Below are 22,766 nucleotides of genomic sequence, written 5' to 3'. Positions count from 1 at the left end.
ATCAACTTATCTTAACGATAAACTAAAGATAAAGGTTGAATTATTGAGCTTTTTCAACAATCATCAAGGTATGACTTATTTCTCACAATGTTGCCTTGGTCAAAGCAAATAATGCCACAATTAGCCAAAATTAAATCTCTGCGCAGTTTATTGCTTAACTCAATTATTGGGTTAGTCGTGTTATCACTACTAATTACCTCAATTGTCTTAATTCAAAAAAGTCAGCAGCATGAAAATAAATTTATTGAGCAAGAAACCTTATCTTGGGCTAATTACCTTGCTAAGCAAAGTGCGCCTTTTTTACAAGATAACAATGATAAAACCCACAGCGAACTCAAAGAAGATTTAAAAAGTCTCATCATCACGCCACTGATTAATCGTGTGCATGTATACAGCATAAGCGAAGATAACAGCGCTGAATTTTTCACCAGTTACAACAAGAATCATAATTTCCCGGCCATCAAAGATAAAACCGATGAAATTGACCAGCTAAGCCAATTTCGCTACCAAGAAACCTACTTAGAATTGATGGTAAAAATAACCAGTCAAGATAAGCTATTAGGTTATCTATATATTCAAGCAAGCTTAAATAGCAGCAAATCACTGGTAAACCGATTAAGTTATTTAGCCATTTCTTTAACTGTCGCCGCGTTAATTATTGCCTTGTTATGGGCAATGTGGCTGCATAGAAAAATGCACGAACCCGTTGTTGAAGTAATTGAATCAATTCAGCAAGTGTCACAAAGCAAAGACTACAATATTCGTGTTAATAATCAGATATATAAAGAATTTGATATCTTAGCTCAAAATATCAATATATTACTGAGCAGAACACAAAAACACATTAACAAAATCGAAGATGCACACCAGCACGCCTTGCTACAAAACGATGAGCTGAAGGAAAAAGTAAACTCGCGAACTGATGCTTTAAAAGAGTCGAATCAGGAGTTGCTGTCAACACTCGAGAAGCTGCACCAATTCCAGGGGCAATTGGTTGAAACTGAAAAGATGGCATCGCTTGGTGATATGGTTGCCGGCATTGCCCATGAAGTAAACACTCCTATTGGTTTAGGTGTTACCGCCTCGAGTTTGCTCTCTGATAAACTCAATGAAATTAAAGCAGCCTTTGAAAGTAAAACACTCAAATCTAGCCAATTGAAGAAGTTCTTAAATGATGGTGAAGAAAACGTTGCCATTATTTTTCGTAACCTAGAAAGAGCAGCCAAACTCATTTCTAGTTTTAAAAAAGTAGCGGTAGATCAATCCAGCGCAGAAACTAGAACCTTTAATGTTCGCGAATTAATGGAAGAGATCTTACTTACCCTAGCAGCGAAGTTAAAGTCTGCCAATGTCACCTATCACTTAGACTGCCCTAGTGACTTAGTGGTTACCAGTAAACCCGGACCAATAAACCAAATATTGATTAACCTGATCCTCAACTCTATTTACCATGCCTTTGAAGGTGTAGACAATGGTGCTGTTGATATTAAAGTGATGAGCTTAAGTGATCAGCTACATTTAAACTATAGTGATAACGGTGTAGGTATAGATGAAGGTATCAAAAGCAGAATTTTTGAGCCCTTTACCACAACCAAGCGTGGCTCAGGCGGTAGTGGCTTAGGTATGCACTTAGTATATAACCTAGTAACACAAGCGCTTGATGGTCATATCAGCGTCGACAGTGAGTTAGGACAAGGTGTTAAGTTTGATATTACCTTCCCTGTAGAGCTCGTTTCAGATCAATAAAGCCATAACTAATCTACTGACTTAATTGTTTTTTTAACATGACTTAGCTACCATAGTTAAATAAATGTTAATAAGTACTGGCACAGCCAGACTAACCCAGGTGAACTGTCAAAATGGAAACTTACCAAATTCTTGTTGTTGAAGATGAAGATGTAACACGCTTTAACTTACGCAATCTATTTGAAGCTGAAGGCTATCAGGTCTTTGAAGCGACTGATGGTGACACCATGGAAAGTGAGCTTGAAAAAAACAACATCAACCTGGTCATTATGGATATCAATTTACCCGGCAAGAATGGTCTTTTACTTGCTCGAGAGCTGACAAAAAACAAAGATTTAGGCTTAATCTTCCTAACAGGTAGAGACAGTGATATTGATAAGATCTTAGGTTTAGAAATAGGTGCAGATGACTACTTAACTAAACCTTTTAATCCGCGTGAATTAACCATTAGAGCGCGCAATATTTTAAGCCGCATTGGTCAAAATAAAACCGAAGCACCACAAAGTATCATTACTTTCAATCAGTGGACTCTCGATGGTAACTCGCGTCAAATGACCAGTCCTACAGGTGAAGTGATTGCCATTCCTCGCGGCGAATACCGCGCATTAAATTTACTGATTCAAAATGCCGGCAAAATTATTTCTCGCCAAGAGTTAATTAAAGAAATGACAGGTAGAGATTTACGCTCAAATGATAGAACGGTAGACGTAACCATTAGAAGACTGCGTAAACACTTTGAATCTGTTGAGAACTCGCCAGAGCTAATTAACACCATTCATGGTGAAGGTTACCGCTTTGTTGGCACCTTAGATTAACACCTAACCACCTAACCATTAAGGTAGCTCGCAAGCTACCTTAAATTAATTCAAGTTCGCTATGATTGCTCAGCTAACCATTGGCTAAATGCTGTCATAGCTTGTTGATTACCTGCTTGCAAATCCTGCAACAATTGCGCTTTTTCCTGCTGCGTAGCTGTAATTTTTTCTAGTACAACCAGCTGCTTATGAAGCTCGACTAAACCGACACTTGCTGCTGCACCTTTCATTTTGTGGCAGTGCTCTTGCCAATCTTTTGCATTATCTGCTAATTGCGCTTTTTCAATATCCGCCAAATAAATCGCCACTTGTTGTGAGTACAACGCAAACATTTTCTCAACGGTCGCTTTTCCTAAGCTATCTAGATATCCCTGCAATAATTCAACATCAAGCAAAACTACAGTTTGTGCTGTCATAATCACCTCTTAACAACGACGAAATAAGCAAACACTGTACATAAAATCACTGACAACAACAAGCACACTTATCTTAGCGGGCGTGTTTATCTTTATTTAATTATGCAGCTAAGAGATAAAATCACTTGTTAACTTCATAGCCTTTAACCCATAAGCTTTGTAGGGGTACTGATGTTTTTAACCCGTTAAATTGTTTTTACTATCGTTATACGTCAACAATAATTATAACGATAATGATCCGCATCAAAAAATAGGCTAGAATATGCGCCCTTAGATTTACGTATTGCTGATTCTTAGTCAATTTCAAGCGACTCAACCAGCAATATATTAATATTATTTAGTTTAAAGCGGAGTCGTAATGCCGACATCAATGCCAGATATTGCCAACCATACCACAGCCCAAACAGAGGGAGCACTTGATTGGGTCGGCATGAGTAAAATTGAAATGCCAATTATGCTTGCGTCAAAAGGTGAAAATGATCGTATGGTTTCGACTCACATTGATGCCTTTGTTAATCTAAAAGACCCGCAAGCAAAAGGCATACATATGTCTCGCTTGTATCTTATACTAGATGAGCTTTCCACCAGCAATACCTTAAGCTATCAAACGCTAGTCAGTGTGCTTGATAGCTTTGTTTCTAGCCATGATGATTTAAGTGATCAAGCCAAAGTGGAATTTAACTTTGAGTATCACTTAAGACGTAAATCACTTATAAGTGGTAAAGAAGGTTGGAAAGCATACCCAGTTAAGCTAACGGGTTTATTAAATCAAGGTAAGCTCACTATTGAGCTTAGTGTTGAGGTGCGCTATTCATCTACTTGTCCATGTTCTGCTGCCCTATCACGACAATTGATCCAACAAGCGTTTCAGCAAAAGTTTTCAGGCAGTGAGCAAGTTGCTTTAAATGATGTCCATGAATGGCTAGGAACCAGTGAAGGTATTGTTGCAACCCCACATTCACAACGCTCAATTGCTGAAGTAAAAGTAAAGCTTAACAACAGCCTAAATGAGTTTCCTATTACAGAATTAGTTAATTTACTTGAAGACGCATTACAAACCCCAGTACAAGCAGCTGTTAAACGTGAAGATGAGCAGGAGTTTGCACGCTTAAACGGTCAGAACTTAATGTTTTGTGAAGATGCTGCCCGTCGGGTTCAGCATTGCCTAAATCAAAATGAACAATATGATGATTTCTGGCTACGAATAAATCATTTAGAATCTCTGCACGCACATGATGCGGTAAGCATCACCACTAAAGGCATTTCAGGCGGATATCAGCCCTAATATCTAAGTGATTTAACGTTTAAACAAATTTATCTAAAACCAACGGCATCTGCTGTTGGTTTTTTTATACCTAAATTTTGCCAGTAGTATCGGCTTCTACTAATATTAAGCAAAGATAAACATGGCCTAATAAGAACAACACTGTTGTTTATCTTACCTGTTAAACAATATCACTGCTCACACATCATAAAATGAATAAATATTGAATATTCCATTTATTTATATCAGCAAGCAAAATGTAATAAAATTCCAAAACCTTTTCACTTTATTATCATCAAATACTCCTAAAAAATATCATAACCATTATAAATCATACAATTAAAGCTGTTGGATATTTTTTATTTTGATAAAGACACCAAAAAACATGAAAATAAATTACGAGCAAAAGCTCTATTTTAATTGACCTTTTATTAATAACTGGGTAATGTTGAAATTTCCACTTATAGCAAAGAAGATTAATTATGCACTTTTATCGAGCCTTTATTCTTCTTTCTCTGTCCTGTAGCTATAAATGGCATAAGAAACTAGAACTAAATAGCTAGTTTCAATAAGGAAAGAGCAAGGTAACTAATACAGTGTTAGGCAATGCTAAAAACAACATAATAAGCACAACCTAGCCCCTTGTTAAACCACCCTTCTCAGGCTACGAGTTATCCTACTCATCTTTGCCTGTGTATTGGGGAGCACCATTAATACAAAGCGATGCCTCATGCAGTTTAATATCGGCATCCATCGACTCACTTTGTACGGTAAGTGAGCCTAGAGAGGAGATTACAATGCAGCTTTATGATCATAGCGTCCAAAAAGACAACTGTGGTTTTGGTTTGATTGCCCATCAACATGGAGAAACCAGCCATAAGCTAGTAAAAACCGCTATTTCAGCGCTTGATCGCATGCAACACCGTGGTGGTATTGCCGCAGATGGCAAAACTGGTGATGGTTGCGGTTTATTGCTGCAAAAGCCTGATAGCTTTTTCCGCGCAGTTGCCGAAGACAACGGCTGGAAGCTAGGTAAGAAATACGCTGTAGGCATGGTTTTCTTAAATACAGATCCCATTGAAGCTGCTTTATCAAAAAAAATACTTGAAGAAGAATTAGCCAGCGAAAGCCTAACATTAATTGGCTGGCGCGAAGTGCCAGTAGACACCTCAGTGTTAGGTGAAATAGCCTTAGGTAATTTACCTAAAATAGAGCAAGTATTCGTTGATGCTCCTCCGGGTTGGCGTAATCGTGATTTAGAGCGCCGCTTATATATGGCACGTCGTCGCGCTGAAAACCGCATTACAGATGAAAAATTCTATGTCGCGAGTTTATCTTGCTTGGTAACCATCTACAAAGGCCTAATGATGCCAGTAGACTTACCAAACTTTTACCTAGATTTAGCTGATATTCGCATGCAAACGGCTATTTGTGTATTCCACCAAAGGTTTTCAACCAATACTTCACCACAGTGGCATTTGGCACAACCATTCCGCTATCTAGCGCACAATGGTGAAATCAATACCATTAATGGTAACCGCCAGTGGAGTCGTGCCCGTACCTATCGCTTTAAATCACCTTTATTACCCGATTTACAAGATGCCGCTCCTTTTGTTGGTCAAACTGGCTCAGACTCCTCTTCATTAGATAATATGTTAGAGCTATTTTTAGCTGGCGGCATGGATTTATACCGCGCCATGCGTTTATTAATGCCACCTGCTTGGCAAAATAACCCACTAATGGATGATGATTTACGTGCCTTTTACGAGTTTAACTCTATGCACATGGAGCCGTGGGATGGCCCAGCCGGTGTGGTAATGACCAATGGTCGCCACGTAGCCTGTAACTTAGATAGAAACGGCCTGCGTCCGGCACGTTATGTTATTACCCGTGACGGCTTTATCACCTTAGCCTCTGAGGTCGGTATTTGGGATTACGGCGAAGATGAAGTCGTGGAAAAAGGTCGTGTTGGCCCAGGCGAAATGCTGGCAATCGACACTTATACCGGCAAGCTATTTAACTCTAACGATATAGATAATGACTTAAAAGAGCGTCACCCTTATCGAGATTGGTTAAACAAAAACATTCGCCGTCTCATTCCGTTTGATGAGTTAGAAGCAAACCTTATTGGTACCCGCGTCTTTACTGATGAAGAAATGGCGCAGTTCCATAAAATGTTTAACTATAGCTATGAAGAAATAAACCAAGTTATTAAAACCTTGGCAGAAAATGGTCAAGAAGCGACTGGCTCTATGGGTGATGATACGCCAATGGCAGTACTTTCTTCCCAGCCGCGCACTTTATATGACTACTTCCGTCAGCAGTTTGCTCAAGTAACTAACCCACCAATCGATCCATTGCGTGAGCGTTATGTTATGTCATTAGGCACCTGTATTGGCCGTGAGCATAATGTCTTTAATGAAACCTCTGGTCATGCTGATCGTATGCTATTTTCAACGCCTGTACTAATGTACACAGGCTTGAAGCAATTACGTGATTTAGATCCTGAACATTACCGCTCAGACACGCTGACACTCAACTATGATGCTGAAGAAGGTTTAGAAGCCGCCATACGTCGACTTTGTAATGAAGCAGAAGATCTGGTGCGTAACAAAGGCACGGTAATACTGGTGCTATCTGATAGACAAATTCATCCGGGCTTATTGGTGATTCCAGCGGCTATGGCCGTTGGTGCGGTACAAAAACGCTTAGTTGATCAGCAACTTCGTTGTGATTCAAATATTATTGTTGAAACCGCATCAGTGCGTGATTCACATCAATATGCGGTATTACTTGGCTTAGGTGCAACCGCAATTTATCCATACCTTGCTTTTGAAACTATTGAACAACTCGTAGATCAAGGGCAAATTACCATCAGCGCCCGTGATGCTATCGTCAATTACCGTGAAGGTATTAACAAAGGCTTATTAAAAATACTGTCAAAAATGGGTATCTCAACCATAGCAAGTTACCGCTGTGCCGGTCTTTTTGAAGTAGTAGGCTTAAACGATGACATTATGGAGCTGTGTTTTAGCGATTTACCAAGTCGTATTAAAGGCGCAAACTTTAAAGATATCGAGCAAGATAACATTAACCTAGCGCGCAAAGCTTTCTTACCTCACCAAAAGATGAGCCATGGCGGTCTATTAAAATATGTCCATGGTGGCGAGTACCATGCCTTTAACCCAGACGTGGTTAACTATTTACAGCGTGCGGTACAAAATGGTGAATACAGCGACTATCAAAAGTATGCCGCTGAGGTAAATGAGCGCCCTATCGCTATGCTGCGTGATTTACTTAAATTTAAAGCAGATACCAAAGCCATCAATATTAATCAGGTTGAAAGTGAAAGCGACATGTTTAAACGCTTTGACTCTGCCGCTATGTCAATTGGTGCATTAAGCCCAGAAGCACACGAAGCCTTAGCTATTGCCATGAACCGTTTAGGTGGTTTTTCCAATTCAGGTGAAGGTGGTGAAGATGAGCGCCGCTTCGGTACGGTGAAAAACTCTCGTATCAAACAAATTGCCTCAGGTCGTTTTGGTGTGACACCACACTACTTAGTTAATGCTGATGTCTTGCAAATTAAAGTCGCGCAAGGGGCAAAACCAGGTGAAGGTGGCCAATTACCGGGAGATAAAGTATCGCCGTTAATTGCTAAGCTACGTTACTCTGTACCTGGCGTCACCTTAATTTCGCCACCGCCACATCATGATATTTATTCAATTGAAGATTTAGCTCAGCTAATTTTCGATTTAAAACAGGTCAACCCAAAAGCGGTTATTTCAGTCAAACTGGTATCAGGCCCAGGCGTTGGCACCATAGCATCTGGCGTCGCGAAAGCTTATGCTGATTTTATTACCATATCAGGTTACGACGGTGGTACTGCTGCTAGCCCATTAACATCAGTAAAATACGCAGGTTGTCCTTGGGAATTAGGTTTAGCAGAAGCACATCAATCATTAGTGGCCAATGGTCTTCGCCATAAAGTTCGCTTACAAGTTGATGGCGGTTTAAAAACCGGTGTCGATATAGTTAAAGCGGCAATTTTAGGTGCGGAAAGCTTTGGTTTTGGTACTGCGCCTATGGTTGCGCTAGGCTGTAAATTCTTACGAATTTGTCACTTAAATAACTGTGCAACAGGAGTTGCCACGCAAGATGATGTCTTACGTGAGCAATTCTTTAAAGGCTTGCCTGATCAAGTAATGAACTACTTTAAGTTTATTGCCCGCGATGTCCGTGAAATTCTTGCTAAGCTAGGTGTTGAAAGCCTAACGGATATTATTGGTAGAGTGGATTTACTTGAACAAGTTGATGGCATTAGCGCTAAACAACAAAAACTAGATTTATCACCTGTGATTGCACCAGTTGTTGCCGGTGAAAATACCGCTTTACATCAAACAGAAGAAAACACTGCTTTTGATGAAGGCCAGTTAAATCAACAAATTTTATCCGCTACGAGCGATGCCGTAGCACACAGCAGCGGTGGCGAATATAGGTTCACGATTCAAAATACCGATCGCTCTGTTGGCGCTACTTTATCAGGTGAAATTGCCCGACATCATGGCGACCAAGGTATGGCGGCCTTCCCTATTACCTTACACTTTAACGGCACCGCCGGACAAAGCTTTGGTGTTTGGAATGCTGGCGGCTTACATATGATCTTAACGGGTGATGCCAACGACTATGTAGGTAAAGGCATGACTGGCGGTAAGCTAACCATCAAGCCACCACGCGGTGTTGAGTATCAAAGCCATAAAACCATGATTATGGGTAACACCTGTTTATACGGTGCAACAGGCGGAAAATTATATGCTTGTGGTCGCGCTGGTGAACGTTTTGCTGTGCGTAACTCTGGCTGTCACGCCGTTGTTGAAGGTACAGGTGATCACGCTTGTGAATATATGACAGGTGGTGTGGTAACTATCTTAGGTAAAATCGGCGTTAACTTTGGCGCAGGTATGACAGGTGGTTTCGCTTACGTACTGGATGAATTAGGTGATTTAGATGTGCGCTTAAATAAAGAATCTATTGAAATCTTGCCTATTGATGAACTTGCTATTCACCAGGAGCACCTGCGTGGAATTATCAATCAGCACTTTGAAGAAACGGGTAGTTTACGCGCGCAAGAAATCTTGCATGATTTTGATAAATTCGCGCCGCAATTTAAGCTAATTAAGCCAACAGCTACCGATGTGAAAACCTTATTGGGCCATCGTAGCCGCTCAAGTGCTGAACTTCGCGTTCAAGCACAGTAATTGGTAAGTTGAGAACAGAGGAAAAAGATAATGAGCAAAAATGTTTATCAATTTATTGATGTAAAAAGAATTGAGCCGGCGAAAAAGTCTATTGAAGAGCGCAAAATCAACTTTGTTGAGATTTACCAGCCGTTAGGAAAAGAGCAAAGTATTGGTCAGGCTGATCGTTGCCTAGATTGTGGTAACCCCTATTGTGAGTGGAAATGTCCTGTCCATAACTATATTCCACAATGGTTAGAGTTAGTCACCGAAGGTAAGATTTTTGAAGCGGCTGATTTATGTCATCAAACCAATAGCTTACCTGAAATGTGTGGCCGTGTTTGCCCACAAGACAGGTTATGTGAATCAGCTTGTACCTTAAATGATGAATTTGGCGCAGTAACCATAGGTAATATTGAAAAGCACATTACCGATACAGCGATTAAACAAGGCTGGAAGCCTGATTTATCCCATGTGGTTAAAACCGGCAAACGTGTTGCTGTAATTGGTGCCGGCCCTGCTGGTCTTGCTTGTGCTGACGTATTAACCCGCAACGGTGTTGATGTCGTTGTGTATGATAGACACGCACAAATTGGTGGCTTGCTCACCTTTGGTATTCCATCATTCAAGTTAGAAAAAGATGTTATTCAAACCCGCCGTGAAATATTAGAAGGCATGGGTATAGAGTTTCGTTTAAATACTAATGTTGGCACAGATGTAAGCTTTGCCGATATTAGCGATGAATTTGACGCGGTGTTCTTAGCCTTAGGTACATACAAGGATATGACTGGCGGCTTTGAGCATGAAGGCGCAGCTGGTGTCTATAACGCCTTAGATTTTCTTATTGGTAATACCCAAAAGCTGATGGAAATCACCAGCGAAAACTCTAGTCAAGCTAAGCCATACGTTAACTTTAGTGGTAAAAAAGTGGTGGTACTTGGTGGTGGTGATACCGCCATGGACTGTGTGCGTACCTCTATCAGACAAGGGGCAACCGAGGTGACTTGTGCTTATCGTCGTGATGAAGCCAACATGCCAGGCTCGCCTCGCGAAGTGCAAAACGCCAAAGAAGAAGGGGTGAACTTTGAATTTAACCTACAGCCGCTTGATATTGCCGTTGATGACAAGGGTAAAGCCATTGGCGTTAAATTCGTGAAAACCCAACTAGGCGCACCAGATGCCAATGGCAGACGCAACCCTGAGCCAATTGCCGGCTCTGAATTTGTGATGCCAGCAGATGCCGTGGTAATTGCCTTTGGTTTCTTACCTAGCCCACCACAATGGATGATAGATGCCGGTGTTGAACTTGACCCGAAAGGTCGTGTTATCGCCAAAGACAATACAGAGTTTGCCTTACAAACCAGCAAGCAAAATATCTTTGCCGGTGGTGATATGGTACTCGGCTCAGACTTAGTGGTTACCGCTATTGACCAAGGCCGCAAAGCTGCGATCGGTATTTTGGATTATGTTTTAACGCCCTAGCCTAGAATACGGATAAAATAAAAAGCTGATAATTAAAACTTATACCAAGTGAATTAATTATCAGCTTTTTTAATGAAAATAATCTACTTTCTATTTACGTTCATAAACACAAAAATCTAGTTGGTAAGCATTTTTCTCATCGCTATCGCGCACTTCGCTGCTAACTTTTTGCCAGCTGCCATCATCATAATCAGGAAAACGGGTATCCCCCTCAATGCTTGCTTTAATATGGGTGATGTAGAGCCTTGTCGCCGCAGGTAAACAATGCTTATAAATAGCACCGCCACCAATAACCATGATCTCTTCAACATCTTGCACTAGTGCCAAAGCTTGCTCGACTGAGGTTACCGTATCAATCCCCTCTTTTTGATAGTTTTCATCGCGTGAGATAACAATATTTCTACGCCCCGGTAGTGGTCTGCCGATTGATTCATAGGTCTTTCTGCCCATAATAACCGGCTTACCTAAGGTAACCTTCTTAAAATAAGCTAAATCAGCAGGTAAGTGCCACGGCATATCATTGTCTTTACCAATCACGTTATCATCTGCAGTTGCCACTATCATGGATAAAATGGTCATGGTTACTCCCTAGTTATTCTTTTCATTAAAAAAGGCTGCGATTAAGAAAATCACAGCCTTTTTATTATATCTTGCGGTTACTGACGATATTCAACTTCAACGTCGTAATCGTCTTCATCCCAATCATCGTCATCTAGATCATCGCCAAAATCATCCATGGCATCTTGATGATAGCTATCCCATTTGAAATCAACGGCTTTTTCTTCAACCGTTTCAGCTTCTTCCTCAGGTAGCTCCTCAATAAAGGTCATCAGTTTTTGGCATAGTTCTTCAGTACCCATTTTATTATATGCTGAGATACTATAAACCTCACCTTGCCAATCTAAACCTTCAATGATCGACTTCGTTAATTGTTCTGCTTCTTCTTCCAGTAAAAGATCCAACTTATTGAAAACGATCCAACGCGGCTTACCTGCTAACTTGTCATTGTGTTGCTCTAACTCACTGATAATGGTTTTAGCATTCTCTAGTGGGTCTGAGCCATCCACCGGCATCACATCAATTACATGCAATAAAATACGACAACGTTCTAAGTGCTTTAAGAACTGAGTGCCTAAACCCGCACCGTCTGCAGCACCCTCAATAAGACCTGGGATATCAGCAATAACAAAGCTGCGCTGTGAGTCTAAACGTACTACACCTAAGTTTGGTACTAAGGTGGTAAACGGATAATCCGCTACTTTCGGCTTGGCAGCAGAAACACTGCGAATTAAGGTTGATTTACCTGCATTCGGTAAACCAAGCAGGCCAACATCTGCTAGTAATAATAACTCTAGCTTGAGGTTGCGAATTTCACCCGGCGTACCATCGGTTTTTTGTCGTGGCGCACGGTTAGTACTACTTTTAAAACGCGTGTTACCTAAACCATGCCAGCCACCTTTGGCAACCATCAGCTTTTGCCCTTTCTGGGTTAAATCGCCAATTTGCTCGCCTGTATCTTGGTCAATGGCGCGGGTACCCACAGGTACTTTTAGATACAAATCGTCGCTACTTTTACCGGTACAATTACGGCTTTTACCGTTTTCACCACGTTTAGCACGATGAAATCGCTCAAATCTATAATCAATTAAGGTATTTAAGCCTTCGTCAGCAATTAAATATACATCGCCGCCATCACCACCATCGCCGCCATCTGGGCCGCCAAATTCAATATATTTTTCTCTTCTAAAACTGACACAGCCGTTGCCGCCATCGCCTGCTTCAACTCTGATTTCAACTTCATCAACGAATTTCATGGTGTTTAAACAACCTTAATTTGTTAGTACATTAACCTGTACTAGTATAAACGATTTAGATCTGATACCAAATGATCTAAATTAATTAATCACAAGCCAAACTTAAATGATCTTATATGCAAAAAAAAACCTCGCTAAGAAGCGAGGTTTTTATCAAATCTATCTAAATATTAGTCAGCGATGATGCTAACGTATTTACGATTCTTTGGACCTTTTACTTCAAATTGAACTTTACCGTCAGATAAAGCAAATAAAGTGTGATCTTTACCGATACCCATGTTGTTACCAGCGTGGAACTTAGTACCACGTTGACGAACAATGATGTTACCAGCTAGAACTGATTCGCCACCGAAACGCTTAACACCTAGGCGTTTGCTTTCTGAATCGCGACCATTTCGTGTACTACCTGCAGCCTTCTTATGTGCCATGTCAAAATGCTCCTAATTAGCCGTTAATACCAGTAATTTTCACTTCAGTGAACCATTGACGATGGCCCGCTTGCTTGCGTGAATGCTTACGACGTTTGAACTTAACAATAGTAACTTTGTCTGCACGACCTTGGTTTACCACCTCAGCTACTACTTTACCACCAGCAACGTAAGGTGCACCTACGTTGATGTTATCGCCATTAGCGATCATTAATACGTTATCAAATTCTACTGTTGCGCCTACTTCAAGCTCTAGCTTTTCAAGACGAACTGTTTGCCCTTCGGTTACACGATGTTGTTTACCACCGCTTTGGAATACCGCGTACATAGCTACTCCGTAATGCGTCGTTTACTTATAAATATAAAGTTTTTTGACGCTAAATTTAAAAATATAGGGCGCGAATTCTACGCGAAGATGGCAGATAGGGCAAGTACAAATACGATGATTTTTCTGTTTTTTCCAATTTTTATTATTTTCCTTAACAGAATTAAAACAAAGCGTCGACAAAACTTCTCTCAGAGTAATTTTAGTGTACACTTTGCCTCATATTATACAGTTTAAAGAAGTTGGTTTCTATTTAATCGTTATGGATGTAAAAGCAATACAAGCATTAGCACAAAATGATATGAGCGTGGTTAATGATCTTATTTATGATCAATTACAATCAGATGTCGCTTTAATCAACCAGTTAGGTATTTATATCGTTAACGGCGGCGGTAAAAGAATGCGCCCCATGCTGACAGTTTTAGCGGCAAGTGCATTAAATTATCAAGGTAAAGATCATTGTGCGATCGCCGCGATCATAGAGTTTATCCATACCGCTACTTTACTACACGATGATGTTGTTGACGAGTCAAATATGCGTCGTGGTCGTGAAACGGCCAATGCCCTATTTGGTAATAGCGCCAGTGTATTGGTCGGTGATTTCCTTTACACACGCTCTTTCCAAATGATGACCAAGCTAAATAATATGCGCATTATGGATATTTTATCTGATGCCACTAATATTGTTGCTGAAGGTGAAGTTTTACAATTAATGAATTGTAATGATCCTGATACCACCGAAGAAAGCTATATGCAGGTTATCTACTGTAAAACAGCCAAACTATTTGAAGCTGCCACACGATTAGCTGCCGTTGTTGCCGATCAAGATGAAACCATTGAAAATGCCATGGCTGATTACGGCAAGTATTTAGGCACAGCTTTTCAACTTGTTGATGACATTATGGATTACACTGCTGATGCCAAAGAAATGGGCAAAAATGTCGGTGATGATTTAGCTGAAGGTAAACCAACCTTACCGCTACTTTATGCCATGAAGCATGGTAATGAACGCCAAAAACAATTAATTCGTGATGCCATAGAACATGGCAATGGTATGGATCATTTAGATGAGATCCTACAAGCCATGGCAGAGACAGGATCGTTAGTGTATACGCAAAAGCAGGCTGAAATTGAAGCGGATAAAGCCATAACAGCGCTGAATGTATTAGCTGATTCTGAATATAAGCAAGCATTGATATCACTGGCACATATTGCCGCAAATCGCAGTGCATAATACTTTCAATTAACATGCCCTTTATATAAAGCGAGGTTAATTAGCCTCGCTTTTTTGATCTACATCAACACCGACTCTAATTAATTTCTCCATGATGATTTGCCAAGTCGATTGATTTTTAATCAGGCTATACTTAGTAATGAATCAAACAAATTTACAATGATAATAAAATCGAATAATGGAGTGGTAGATATGGCGTTAATAGAATGGTCCGCAGAACTCAGTGTTGGCATTGACAGCATAGATCAGCAGCATAAAGAGCTCATGAATATAATCAACCGATTAGATGAAGCCATGAACAATGGTGACTCTATTGAAGTACTTCGAAAAACCTTTACCGACCTAACTCATTACACGCAAAAACACTTTGCCTACGAAGAAAAGCTCTTTAACTTACATGATTATGAAGGCGGCACAGAGCACAAGCGTCAACATGACGAGCTAATCGTCCAGCTAATTGAATTAAAAGAGAAGTTTGATCATTACCAAAAAGAAAAGCTTACCGAACAAGTGATGGCATTCTTAAAAAACTGGCTTACCTATCATATTTTAGAAACAGATAAAGCCTATAGTGAGCATTTACAAGCACAAGGGGTTAATTAACAAACCTTGTCGGTTAAGTTAATACTTGTTGGTTAACTTAGAGATAAAAAAAGCGCATTGCTGATATCAGCAATGCGCTTTTTTGTATAAGGCTTTAGGGCTTTTGCTAGCGCAAATTAGCTAGCCATAAAGTCAACACCTTCTTGGATGTCTTTGTTTAATGTTTCAAGCATGTCATCTTTTGCTTTTTGTTCGAAAGCACTTAGCTCGCCATAAGATAAGATTTCTTCAACACCACCTTTACCTAAACGCACTGGGTGTGCGAAGTATGGTGCGTCACCGCCTTCAACTTCAACGTAAGCGTAATCAACAACGTCTTCACCTTGTAAGCCTTTCACTAAAGACATACAGAAACGCGCAGCTGCAGCGCCCATAGAAAGTGTCGCACTACCGCCACCAGCTTTAGCGTTAACAACTTCAGTACCAGCATTTTGAATACGTGGTGTTAAGGCAGCAACTTCTTCATCAGTAAAGCTAACACCTTCAACTTGTGAAAGAAGCGGTAAAATTGTAGTACCTGAGTGACCACCAATAACAGGAACTTTCACTTCAGAAACATCTAAACCTTTAAGCTCAGCAACAAATGCTTCAGAGCGGATAACATCTAATGTGGTTACACCAAATACACGGTTTTTATCGTAAGTACCTGCTTTTTTGAATACTTCAGCAACAATCGGTACAGTGCCGTTTACTGGGTTAGTGATGATACCAACTAAAGCTTTAGGACAGTTCTTCACAATGCCTTCGGCTAATGTTTTGATAATACCAGCATTAACATTAAATAAGTCAGCACGATCCATACCAGGCTTACGTGGCATACCAGCTGGAATTAACACGATATCTGCATCTGCTAGCGCAGCATCTAAATCATCACGACCAAAACCAGCTACATTTACCGCCGTTGGGATGTGTGATAAATCAACAGCAACACCTGGAACTACTGGCGCAACATCATATAATGATAAGTCAGAGCCTGCTGGTAATTGAGTTTTTAGAAGTAATGATAATGCTTGACCAATACCGCCAGCGGCACCTAAAACTGCTACTTTCATGTGATTTCTCCGAAATTTAGTGGGGTTAACCTGCAATTATTGCTTTACTCAAGACAAAACTTGAGTAAATACGTAAAAAATTTGTTGCGCAAAAGATATAGTATAAGCAAGTAAAAAACAATTATTATTAACTTGTCATGCGATAACGTATAATAAATTTAAATACGCGACTTAAAAACTCAACTTTAGTATTAATTTTCAACAAATGAGGCTATTTGGATCAATTAATGATGATCTAAAGCGCTAATGTATAAAAATGAATACTCGATGTGTAGTAACAATCATTAAAAATAAAGCAGCGTTTTAATAAAACAACAAGTAAAGGTTTAAATTTTAGAATATGAGTGGTCAACAAAAGCAAGAAGCATTAGTACAAGCATTTAAAGACTTACTAAAACAAGAGCAATTTGGCTCACAAGGCGAAATTGTTGATGCCTTAAAGGCAAGTGGTTTTGATAACATCAGCCAATCAAAAATATCTCGCATGTTAAGCAAATATGGCGCAGTGCGAACACGTAATGCTCGTCAAGAAATGGTCTATTGCTTGCCAGCCGAGTTAGGCGTACCGACAGCACAAAGCCCGTTAAAACAGCTGGTATTAGAGATTGAACACAATGATGTTATGATCATCATTCAAACCAGCCCAGGTGCTGCACAACTTATTGCCCGTTTACTTGACAGTTTAAGTAAAAGCGATGGTGTATTGGGTACTATTGCTGGTGACGACACTATTTTTATCGCGCCAACCGATGTCAGTAAAATAAAAGAAACCATCAATAAGCTCGAATTACTTTTCTCAAAAAGTCTAAGCTAACAGCTAGCTTTGCTCATCAGCTAAGTTAATTACTTGGCTGATGCTTTGATAAAGCACCTGTTCAGTGACAGGTTTTGAAATATGTAAGTTCATGCCAACCGCCAAACTACGTTGTTTATCTTCTGGTCTGGCATGAGCTGTCATTGCAATAATAGGCAAGTGTGCAAAGCAAGGTTGCTCACGTATCTTAGTCGTAGCCGTTAAGCCATCCATAATTGGCATTTGAATATCCATTAGCACCACATCAAAGCTATCTTCAGTTAAAATATCAAGCGCACTTTGACCATTATCTGCAATGGTAACGCGCGCAGCCATTTTAATAAGTAACTCTTTGGCAACCAATTGGTTTACTAAGTTATCTTCAACCAACAAGATATTAACTCCAGCTAGAGTCGCTTCACTACTTTCTGATACTTCCCTTGTTGAGCTAATATTTTCCTTATTAACTTCACTGTGCTCTATTGCCGCTTGCTGACTATCAAAATCTCGAGAACTCTCTCTAACCGTGTCTTGGCTTATTTTTTTAGCACTAGTCTTACTTGCTAACTTAGCAACAAGCTGATCAAGCGAAAATCGATATAAAGGCATATCAAGTAAAATATAAGGCATCGCTAATGCTTCAAGTAATTCACTCACCTTAGGCGTTAACTGAGTCATTGTTGGCTGACAAAGCGCTAATAAACGTATACTGTTATCTGTCAGTAAGTTTTGATAGAAATCTTCAGTTAATTGTTCTTGATTTACGAGCAACACCCTAGTGTTATTATCACTAAGCTCACTTGGCGCTTCTCCCTGTGACAGTGTCTCAAGCTGCCAATTGTAATTAGGTAAGTTATCAATAAATGTCTGAGGTAAAACAGGTAAAGCTGAACATAAAGTAACCTTATCAACCTGCTGGTTATTACTTACAGCAACGACCTTAAAAGGTAATACAAAGCTCAGCTCACAGCCCTTACCCAACTCACTGGTTAAGTTAATTTCTCCCCCCAGCAACTTAATAATTTGCTGACAAATAGACAAACCTAAACCTGAGCCACCATATTTTCGAGTCATGGACTCATCCGCCTGACTAAAAGCCTGAAAAAGATGACCTTGCTTCTCTTTAGCTATGCCAATGCCGCTATCTAGCATGCGAAAACGTACTAGTGTATTGTCAGTACCTGAGGCAATGCTATCTATGCTTAGCTTAACAAAACCTTGCTCGGTAAATTTTATCGCATTGTTAAATAAGTTCGCGATAACTTGCACTAAACGCATTTCATCACTAATCACCTGATAAGGCACATCAGCAGCAAGCTCAATCTCTAAACTCACTTTATCGCTATCAACATTAGCAATATTGAGTTTAACGGCTTTATCCACCACCTCGGCCAAATCTACGGTTTCTTTTGAGATCACCATTTTGCCCGCTTCAATTTTAGATAAATCTAATAGTTCATTGACTAAGTGCAATAACGTTACTGACGCGGTTTGGGCATTGTGTAAATAATGAGCCTGGCGCGAATTAAGCTTGGTATGACTTAACAAGTCCATCATGCCTTGCATCGCATTTATCGGCGTTCTAACTTCATGACTCATGTTGGCAAGAAATTGGATTTTTACTTGGTTAGCATATTCCGCTTGGTTCTTGGCTTTTTCCAGCGCCTTTTGTGTCGCTTGCTGCTTAGTTACATCCCGTAATATGGTAATGGTCCCTAGTACTTGACCTTGCTCATTAATAAATTGTCCACAAAATCCTTGGTAAATATAATCACCTGCCTCTATTAATGCTTGTTGCGGGTAAACATCATCACTGCTGGCGTTTAAATAATTAATTTCTTTCGCTAACGCCCTTGGCATAAAAGTCACTGCTTTTTGCCCTAACATATCTTGCTCTTGGTGCTGAGTTAATCGCTCAAAGGCTTGGTTACAACCTATCAATAAACCATTAGGATCATTAAAGACAATCAACTCAGGAATGGCATTCATAACTGAGCGAAGTAAGACATAATCTCGTTGATGCTGAGCACTGGTCTCTTGTAGCGCTTTGGTTTTTTCAATGACCCGGCTATCCAAGACATCATTTTGCTCTTTTAATTGCAGCAATAAACTTCTGTTTTGCGTAAATATATCTTCAACTACTTGAAACCAATGCAGCCAATCAGCGGTTGGTTTTACTTTGCCAGGATCACCCTCTGCGCAATATTCAATATGACGAATAAATTCAGTGGTCGGCTTAATAAATGTCCGTCTTGTCATGGCGTTTACTAGCATCAAAAAGGCTAATAAACCAATAAATAACATGGCAAAAATAAATAAAAAGCGATTGATTAACGGCTGGGTAAAATCATCATATGACTGATACTTCAGCAAAGTCCAACCATTGACTTCTAATGCTTGCTTCTCAATTAACCAATTCCCTAAACGGATAGAATCCCCTAACTGCGCTAAATTTAAAGCACTTAAATGGTTTAATGATTCCGGCACTAACTCCTGCCAAGAAGCACGATAACTAAGCGGCTCTCTACCTAAACGCTTAAACAGTAAAATATGATTCTCTTGGTTATAAAGCACTAAGCCTTGATTGGCTTTGCTTAACTCAGGCAAACTTCGATGTAATCGAGCTAAGTTGATATCAATGACGATTGAGCCAAGCAACTTGCCTTGATAAAACACGCCTTTGCCTAAGGAAGCATTCATACCACTACCAGCAGAGTCTAAATAAGGCGGAGACCATAACAAGCGATTAGTTTCTTCGGTTAACTGCTTCAGCGCAGTATTATGAGGGTTTGAGAGCATTTCAGTATTAAACTGCCATATATCCCTATCAACCCAAGGGTATAAACCAACAAAGTTTTGATAAGAGACATAATAAAACCACGTAGCTTCTTCAATCACTTTTTGCGCCGACATAAAGGCGGGCATTAGCGCATTTGCCATGGCAATTTCAGAACGTTTAAGCTCATTAAACTGTGATAGTTTCCCTATACCAGTAATATTCCCCGTAAGACGCTTCCCCTGCACTAATACGTCATGGTTACGTTTAGATAAATAAAAGGACTCGCCATCTTGTAATAACGGCGGAGAATAATTTGGCAATGCTTCGGGCGTTGCTAATAAGTATTGAGCATACTCTTGAATTCCGTTTACTGCCTGTACACTTTTTAATAATATGGCATTTAGCTGCGAAGCATCTTGCGCTAATTCCGCAAGTCCTTGCGCTTTATGCTCAGACAATTCGTTATAGTAACGAATAGAAGCGACACTTAAGGCAATGAGAATAATAACAACAAAGGTAATGACAACGGCAAAATTGTATCGTCTAAAAACCGTATTTTTTGTTGCTTGATAGAACACTATGCTTGCCTATGCCAAAAATAAATGAAGTGTGTTGGGGTAATAACTTAAATGACTCACCGACAAGAGACAAGCAAAACTGCTACAGGCAGTGAATATGCTATTTAGCTCGGTTTAATCGCAATAATTTGCGCAATGGCTTGCTTAGTATCATTTTGTTCATTATCAACAACCCCTTCGTAATAATGTAAAATATTCCAATCAGCAAATTGCGCTTTTAACTCCTGAGGTTTTAATAAAAAGTCAGGATTAGTTGGCCGACCATACTGTGCTTGCGCTTGGGTAAAGGTTTCATAAACAATAGCACCGCCAGGTACTATCGCTTGCTTAATTTGCGGAAATAATGCTCGGTGCAAATAACGAAACACCACAATAGCGGCAAATTGTTTTGCTGCTAAATCAGTAAAATTTTCCTGCTCAAAATCTACAGACCAAAACTTAGCATAGTCTCGACTTTCCTGATATTGCTCAGTCAACAATTGCTGTTTAATTTGCGCTAAGCTCTCTAGGTTTTTATCAGCAAAAACAACATCATGACCATTATCTAGCAAGCACAAACCATTGCGGCCAGTCCCGCAAGCTAAATCTAAAATAGGTAAATCATCAGAAAGTGGCGTTAAATACGCTAAACTTTGCATTAACAAATCACTCGCTTGCATCTTCCTTTACCCCTTAATATCGTGAATTGATTTAACTTTTTTAAAGTGCAGAAATGAATAATAACGCACTGAACTTGGCGCATGAGAAATAATTCCTGAAAGGATAATCATACTAATAAAAAAGTGCCAAGCATATTGTGGATAGATAAAAACCGCTACAAGTAAAACAAGCTTAATATACATAACCAAAGCACGTACTTGTACAAACCAAACAAGATTAGATAAGGCCTCAAGCACAAGTAAGCCAACACCTGTAATTATAGTAATAAACCAATAATGCACTTGAGCTTCACCGATAAGCGCATAAGAAAATACCCCAGCGACACCAACTAAATGACACGTTCTTAAGAGTATTTTTAGCCAGCGTTTGCCCGTAAAGGGTGGAATAAGTGCATGATTTGATTCAGCCAATTATCTCGCCTTTAGTTTTTAACTGAGTTCAGTGTAAAAAACCAAAAAGCCATTGTCAAAGCTACTGAATCACTACCAGCTCACCGTCTGATAATCGTTCAGCGCCACGCACAGCAACTTGATCGCCATGACTCAGCTCTCCGGTAACTGATACGCGTTCTTTATTTCCTCGACCAACTTTGACCTGTATACGAGTCACTTTATTGTCTTTAGCTACTTTCACCACATAGGTGCCATCTTTTCTCAATATCAATGCATCTCTGTGCACAGTAATGCTCTCCACTGCACTTTGTGTTGGTACAGTTACGCGCACTAATTGACCTGCTGCCCAATGCTTATTGAACTGACTTGGAATGATTAACCTAACTTCAAAGGTTTGTGAGCGCGGATCCGCTCTGGGTATTTTCGCATTTACCACGGCCGCAATATGCTTACCATTGGCAGTTACAGTGAGGGCATCACCTTTATTAACATAAGCTAAATATTTAATCGGTATATATAAACGCGCTTCTAAGTTTTGCGTATCAAGCAGCTTAACCAGTTCATCACTGCGATTCACATCTGCGCCTGCGCGCACTAAACGCTCTGTTATCACGCCAGCAAAGGGCGCTGTAATTGTCGCTCTAGCAAGCTGATCCTCAATTTGTTTTAACTTAAGCTGAGCGATTTCTAAATCTGCACTTGCCAGCTCGTATTCAGAGCGGGTTTGATCTAATTGAAACTGCGACGTTGCTTTGGTTTGATTTAATCTTTCTAATCGAGATAACTCATTTTTTAAGTAGGCAAGATTAATTTGCTCACGTTTAATTTGGGCTAATTGCTCGGCTTGACGTAATTGCAAAGGCACTAAATCCATTTTCACCACGACATCACCACGGGCAACATAATCACCCGGTTCAACAACAAAATCGAGCTTACCACTGACACCTGCGGTAATAGGAATATGCGAGCGACTATAAAGTGTGGCATTAAGATCTGTAGTAGCTGCCAGCGACATTTTAATGACTTTATCCACTTTCACAGGCTTTGCCGCAGGTGCTTGTGCCATAACAGGCATAATATTGATACTGCTAATTAAACTGATAAAAAAGCACAGAAAACCTAACTGAGTTTGCTTAAAAAACATCATA

General features: G+C 40.0%; 18 protein-coding genes. 8 read left to right on the top strand and 10 right to left on the bottom strand.

The window, feature by feature from the left end; translation table 11 throughout:
* Positions 1-111: 111 nt before the first annotated feature.
* A complete protein-coding gene (locus EMK97_RS15200) occupies positions 112-1,746 on the top strand; it encodes an ATP-binding protein (protein ID WP_130603630.1) in 1,635 nt (544 codons plus the stop codon).
* Between the two features lie 113 nt (positions 1,747-1,859).
* A complete protein-coding gene (arcA, locus tag EMK97_RS15195; protein ID WP_130603628.1) occupies positions 1,860-2,561 on the top strand; it encodes a two-component system response regulator ArcA in 702 nt (233 codons plus the stop codon).
* Positions 2,562-2,620: 59 nt separating this feature from the next.
* On the opposite strand, the gene EMK97_RS15190 is transcribed toward arcA, so the two are convergent.
* Entirely contained in the window at positions 2,621-2,977 is a 357-nt protein-coding gene (locus EMK97_RS15190; RefSeq protein ID WP_130603626.1) for an Hpt domain-containing protein, read from the bottom strand.
* A 358-nt stretch (positions 2,978-3,335) separates the two neighbouring features.
* Here EMK97_RS15190 and folE2 point away from each other — a divergent pair, with 358 nt between their 5' ends.
* The 3 genes from folE2 to EMK97_RS15175 all read left to right on the top strand — a co-directional run bounded on the left by folE2 (position 3,336) and on the right by EMK97_RS15175 (position 10,960).
* On the top strand, positions 3,336-4,262 hold the full coding sequence (gene folE2, locus EMK97_RS15185) for a GTP cyclohydrolase FolE2 (protein WP_130603624.1): 927 nt from the start codon (positions 3,336-3,338) through the stop codon (positions 4,260-4,262).
* Positions 4,263-5,038: 776 nt separating this feature from the next.
* Positions 5,039-9,499 (top strand): glutamate synthase large subunit, encoded by a 4,461-nt coding sequence (gltB, locus tag EMK97_RS15180; protein WP_130603622.1) that lies wholly within the window; start codon positions 5,039-5,041, stop codon positions 9,497-9,499.
* Between the two features lie 30 nt (positions 9,500-9,529).
* The gene (locus tag EMK97_RS15175; RefSeq protein WP_130603620.1) at positions 9,530-10,960 is read left to right on the top strand and encodes an FAD-dependent oxidoreductase; all 1,431 of its coding nucleotides are present in this window, start codon (positions 9,530-9,532) and stop codon (positions 10,958-10,960) included.
* Between the two features lie 90 nt (positions 10,961-11,050).
* Here EMK97_RS15175 and folA read toward each other — a convergent pair whose 3' ends face one another.
* The 4 genes from folA to rplU all read right to left on the bottom strand — a co-directional run bounded on the left by folA (position 11,051) and on the right by rplU (position 13,530).
* Positions 11,051-11,539 (bottom strand): type 3 dihydrofolate reductase, encoded by a 489-nt coding sequence (gene folA, locus EMK97_RS15170; RefSeq protein ID WP_130603618.1) that lies wholly within the window; start codon positions 11,537-11,539, stop codon positions 11,051-11,053.
* 77 nt (positions 11,540-11,616) lie between these two features.
* Positions 11,617-12,774, bottom strand: a complete 1,158-nt coding sequence (gene cgtA / locus EMK97_RS15165) for an Obg family GTPase CgtA (RefSeq protein WP_130603616.1) — start codon at positions 12,772-12,774, stop codon at positions 11,617-11,619.
* Between the two features lie 170 nt (positions 12,775-12,944).
* Positions 12,945-13,202 carry a 50S ribosomal protein L27 gene (rpmA, locus tag EMK97_RS15160; RefSeq protein ID WP_130603614.1) on the bottom strand — a complete coding sequence of 86 codons (258 nt, stop codon included), beginning with the start codon at positions 13,200-13,202 and terminating at the stop codon, positions 12,945-12,947.
* 16 nt (positions 13,203-13,218) lie between these two features.
* Positions 13,219-13,530 (bottom strand): 50S ribosomal protein L21, encoded by a 312-nt coding sequence (rplU, locus tag EMK97_RS15155; RefSeq protein ID WP_130603612.1) that lies wholly within the window; start codon positions 13,528-13,530, stop codon positions 13,219-13,221.
* 259 nt (positions 13,531-13,789) lie between these two features.
* Here rplU and ispB point away from each other — a divergent pair, with 259 nt between their 5' ends.
* Positions 13,790-14,761 carry an octaprenyl diphosphate synthase gene (ispB, locus tag EMK97_RS15150; protein WP_130604509.1) on the top strand — a complete coding sequence of 324 codons (972 nt, stop codon included), beginning with the start codon at positions 13,790-13,792 and terminating at the stop codon, positions 14,759-14,761.
* Positions 14,762-14,953: 192 nt separating this feature from the next.
* A complete protein-coding gene (locus EMK97_RS15145) occupies positions 14,954-15,364 on the top strand; it encodes a bacteriohemerythrin (protein ID WP_170176779.1) in 411 nt (136 codons plus the stop codon).
* Positions 15,365-15,480: 116 nt separating this feature from the next.
* Here EMK97_RS15145 and mdh read toward each other — a convergent pair whose 3' ends face one another.
* Positions 15,481-16,416: a malate dehydrogenase gene (mdh, locus tag EMK97_RS15140; RefSeq protein WP_130603608.1), complete on the bottom strand. Its 936-nt coding sequence runs from the start codon at positions 16,414-16,416 to the stop codon at positions 15,481-15,483.
* 340 nt (positions 16,417-16,756) lie between these two features.
* Between mdh and argR the strand changes: the two genes are divergently transcribed.
* Positions 16,757-17,230 carry a transcriptional regulator ArgR gene (argR, locus tag EMK97_RS15135; protein WP_130603606.1) on the top strand — a complete coding sequence of 158 codons (474 nt, stop codon included), beginning with the start codon at positions 16,757-16,759 and terminating at the stop codon, positions 17,228-17,230.
* A 3-nt stretch (positions 17,231-17,233) separates the two neighbouring features.
* Here the strand turns inward: argR and EMK97_RS15130 are convergent, their stop codons facing one another.
* The 4 genes from EMK97_RS15130 to EMK97_RS15115 form a co-directional block, all read right to left on the bottom strand.
* Positions 17,234-20,566, bottom strand: a complete 3,333-nt coding sequence (locus tag EMK97_RS15130) for a PAS domain-containing hybrid sensor histidine kinase/response regulator (protein WP_130603604.1) — start codon at positions 20,564-20,566, stop codon at positions 17,234-17,236.
* Positions 20,567-20,670: 104 nt separating this feature from the next.
* Entirely contained in the window at positions 20,671-21,225 is a 555-nt protein-coding gene (locus EMK97_RS15125; RefSeq protein WP_130603602.1) for a class I SAM-dependent methyltransferase, read from the bottom strand.
* Positions 21,226-21,231: 6 nt separating this feature from the next.
* The gene (locus EMK97_RS15120) at positions 21,232-21,636 is read right to left on the bottom strand and encodes a hypothetical protein (protein WP_130603600.1); all 405 of its coding nucleotides are present in this window, start codon (positions 21,634-21,636) and stop codon (positions 21,232-21,234) included.
* A 61-nt stretch (positions 21,637-21,697) separates the two neighbouring features.
* A complete protein-coding gene (locus EMK97_RS15115) occupies positions 21,698-22,765 on the bottom strand; it encodes an efflux RND transporter periplasmic adaptor subunit (protein WP_130603598.1) in 1,068 nt (355 codons plus the stop codon).
* Position 22,766: the final 1 nt, after the last annotated feature.

This window comes from Litorilituus sediminis (assembly GCF_004295665.1).
GTDB lineage: Bacteria > Pseudomonadota > Gammaproteobacteria > Enterobacterales > Alteromonadaceae > Colwellia > Colwellia sediminis.
This window is presented reverse-complemented; position numbering and strand designations above follow the sequence as displayed.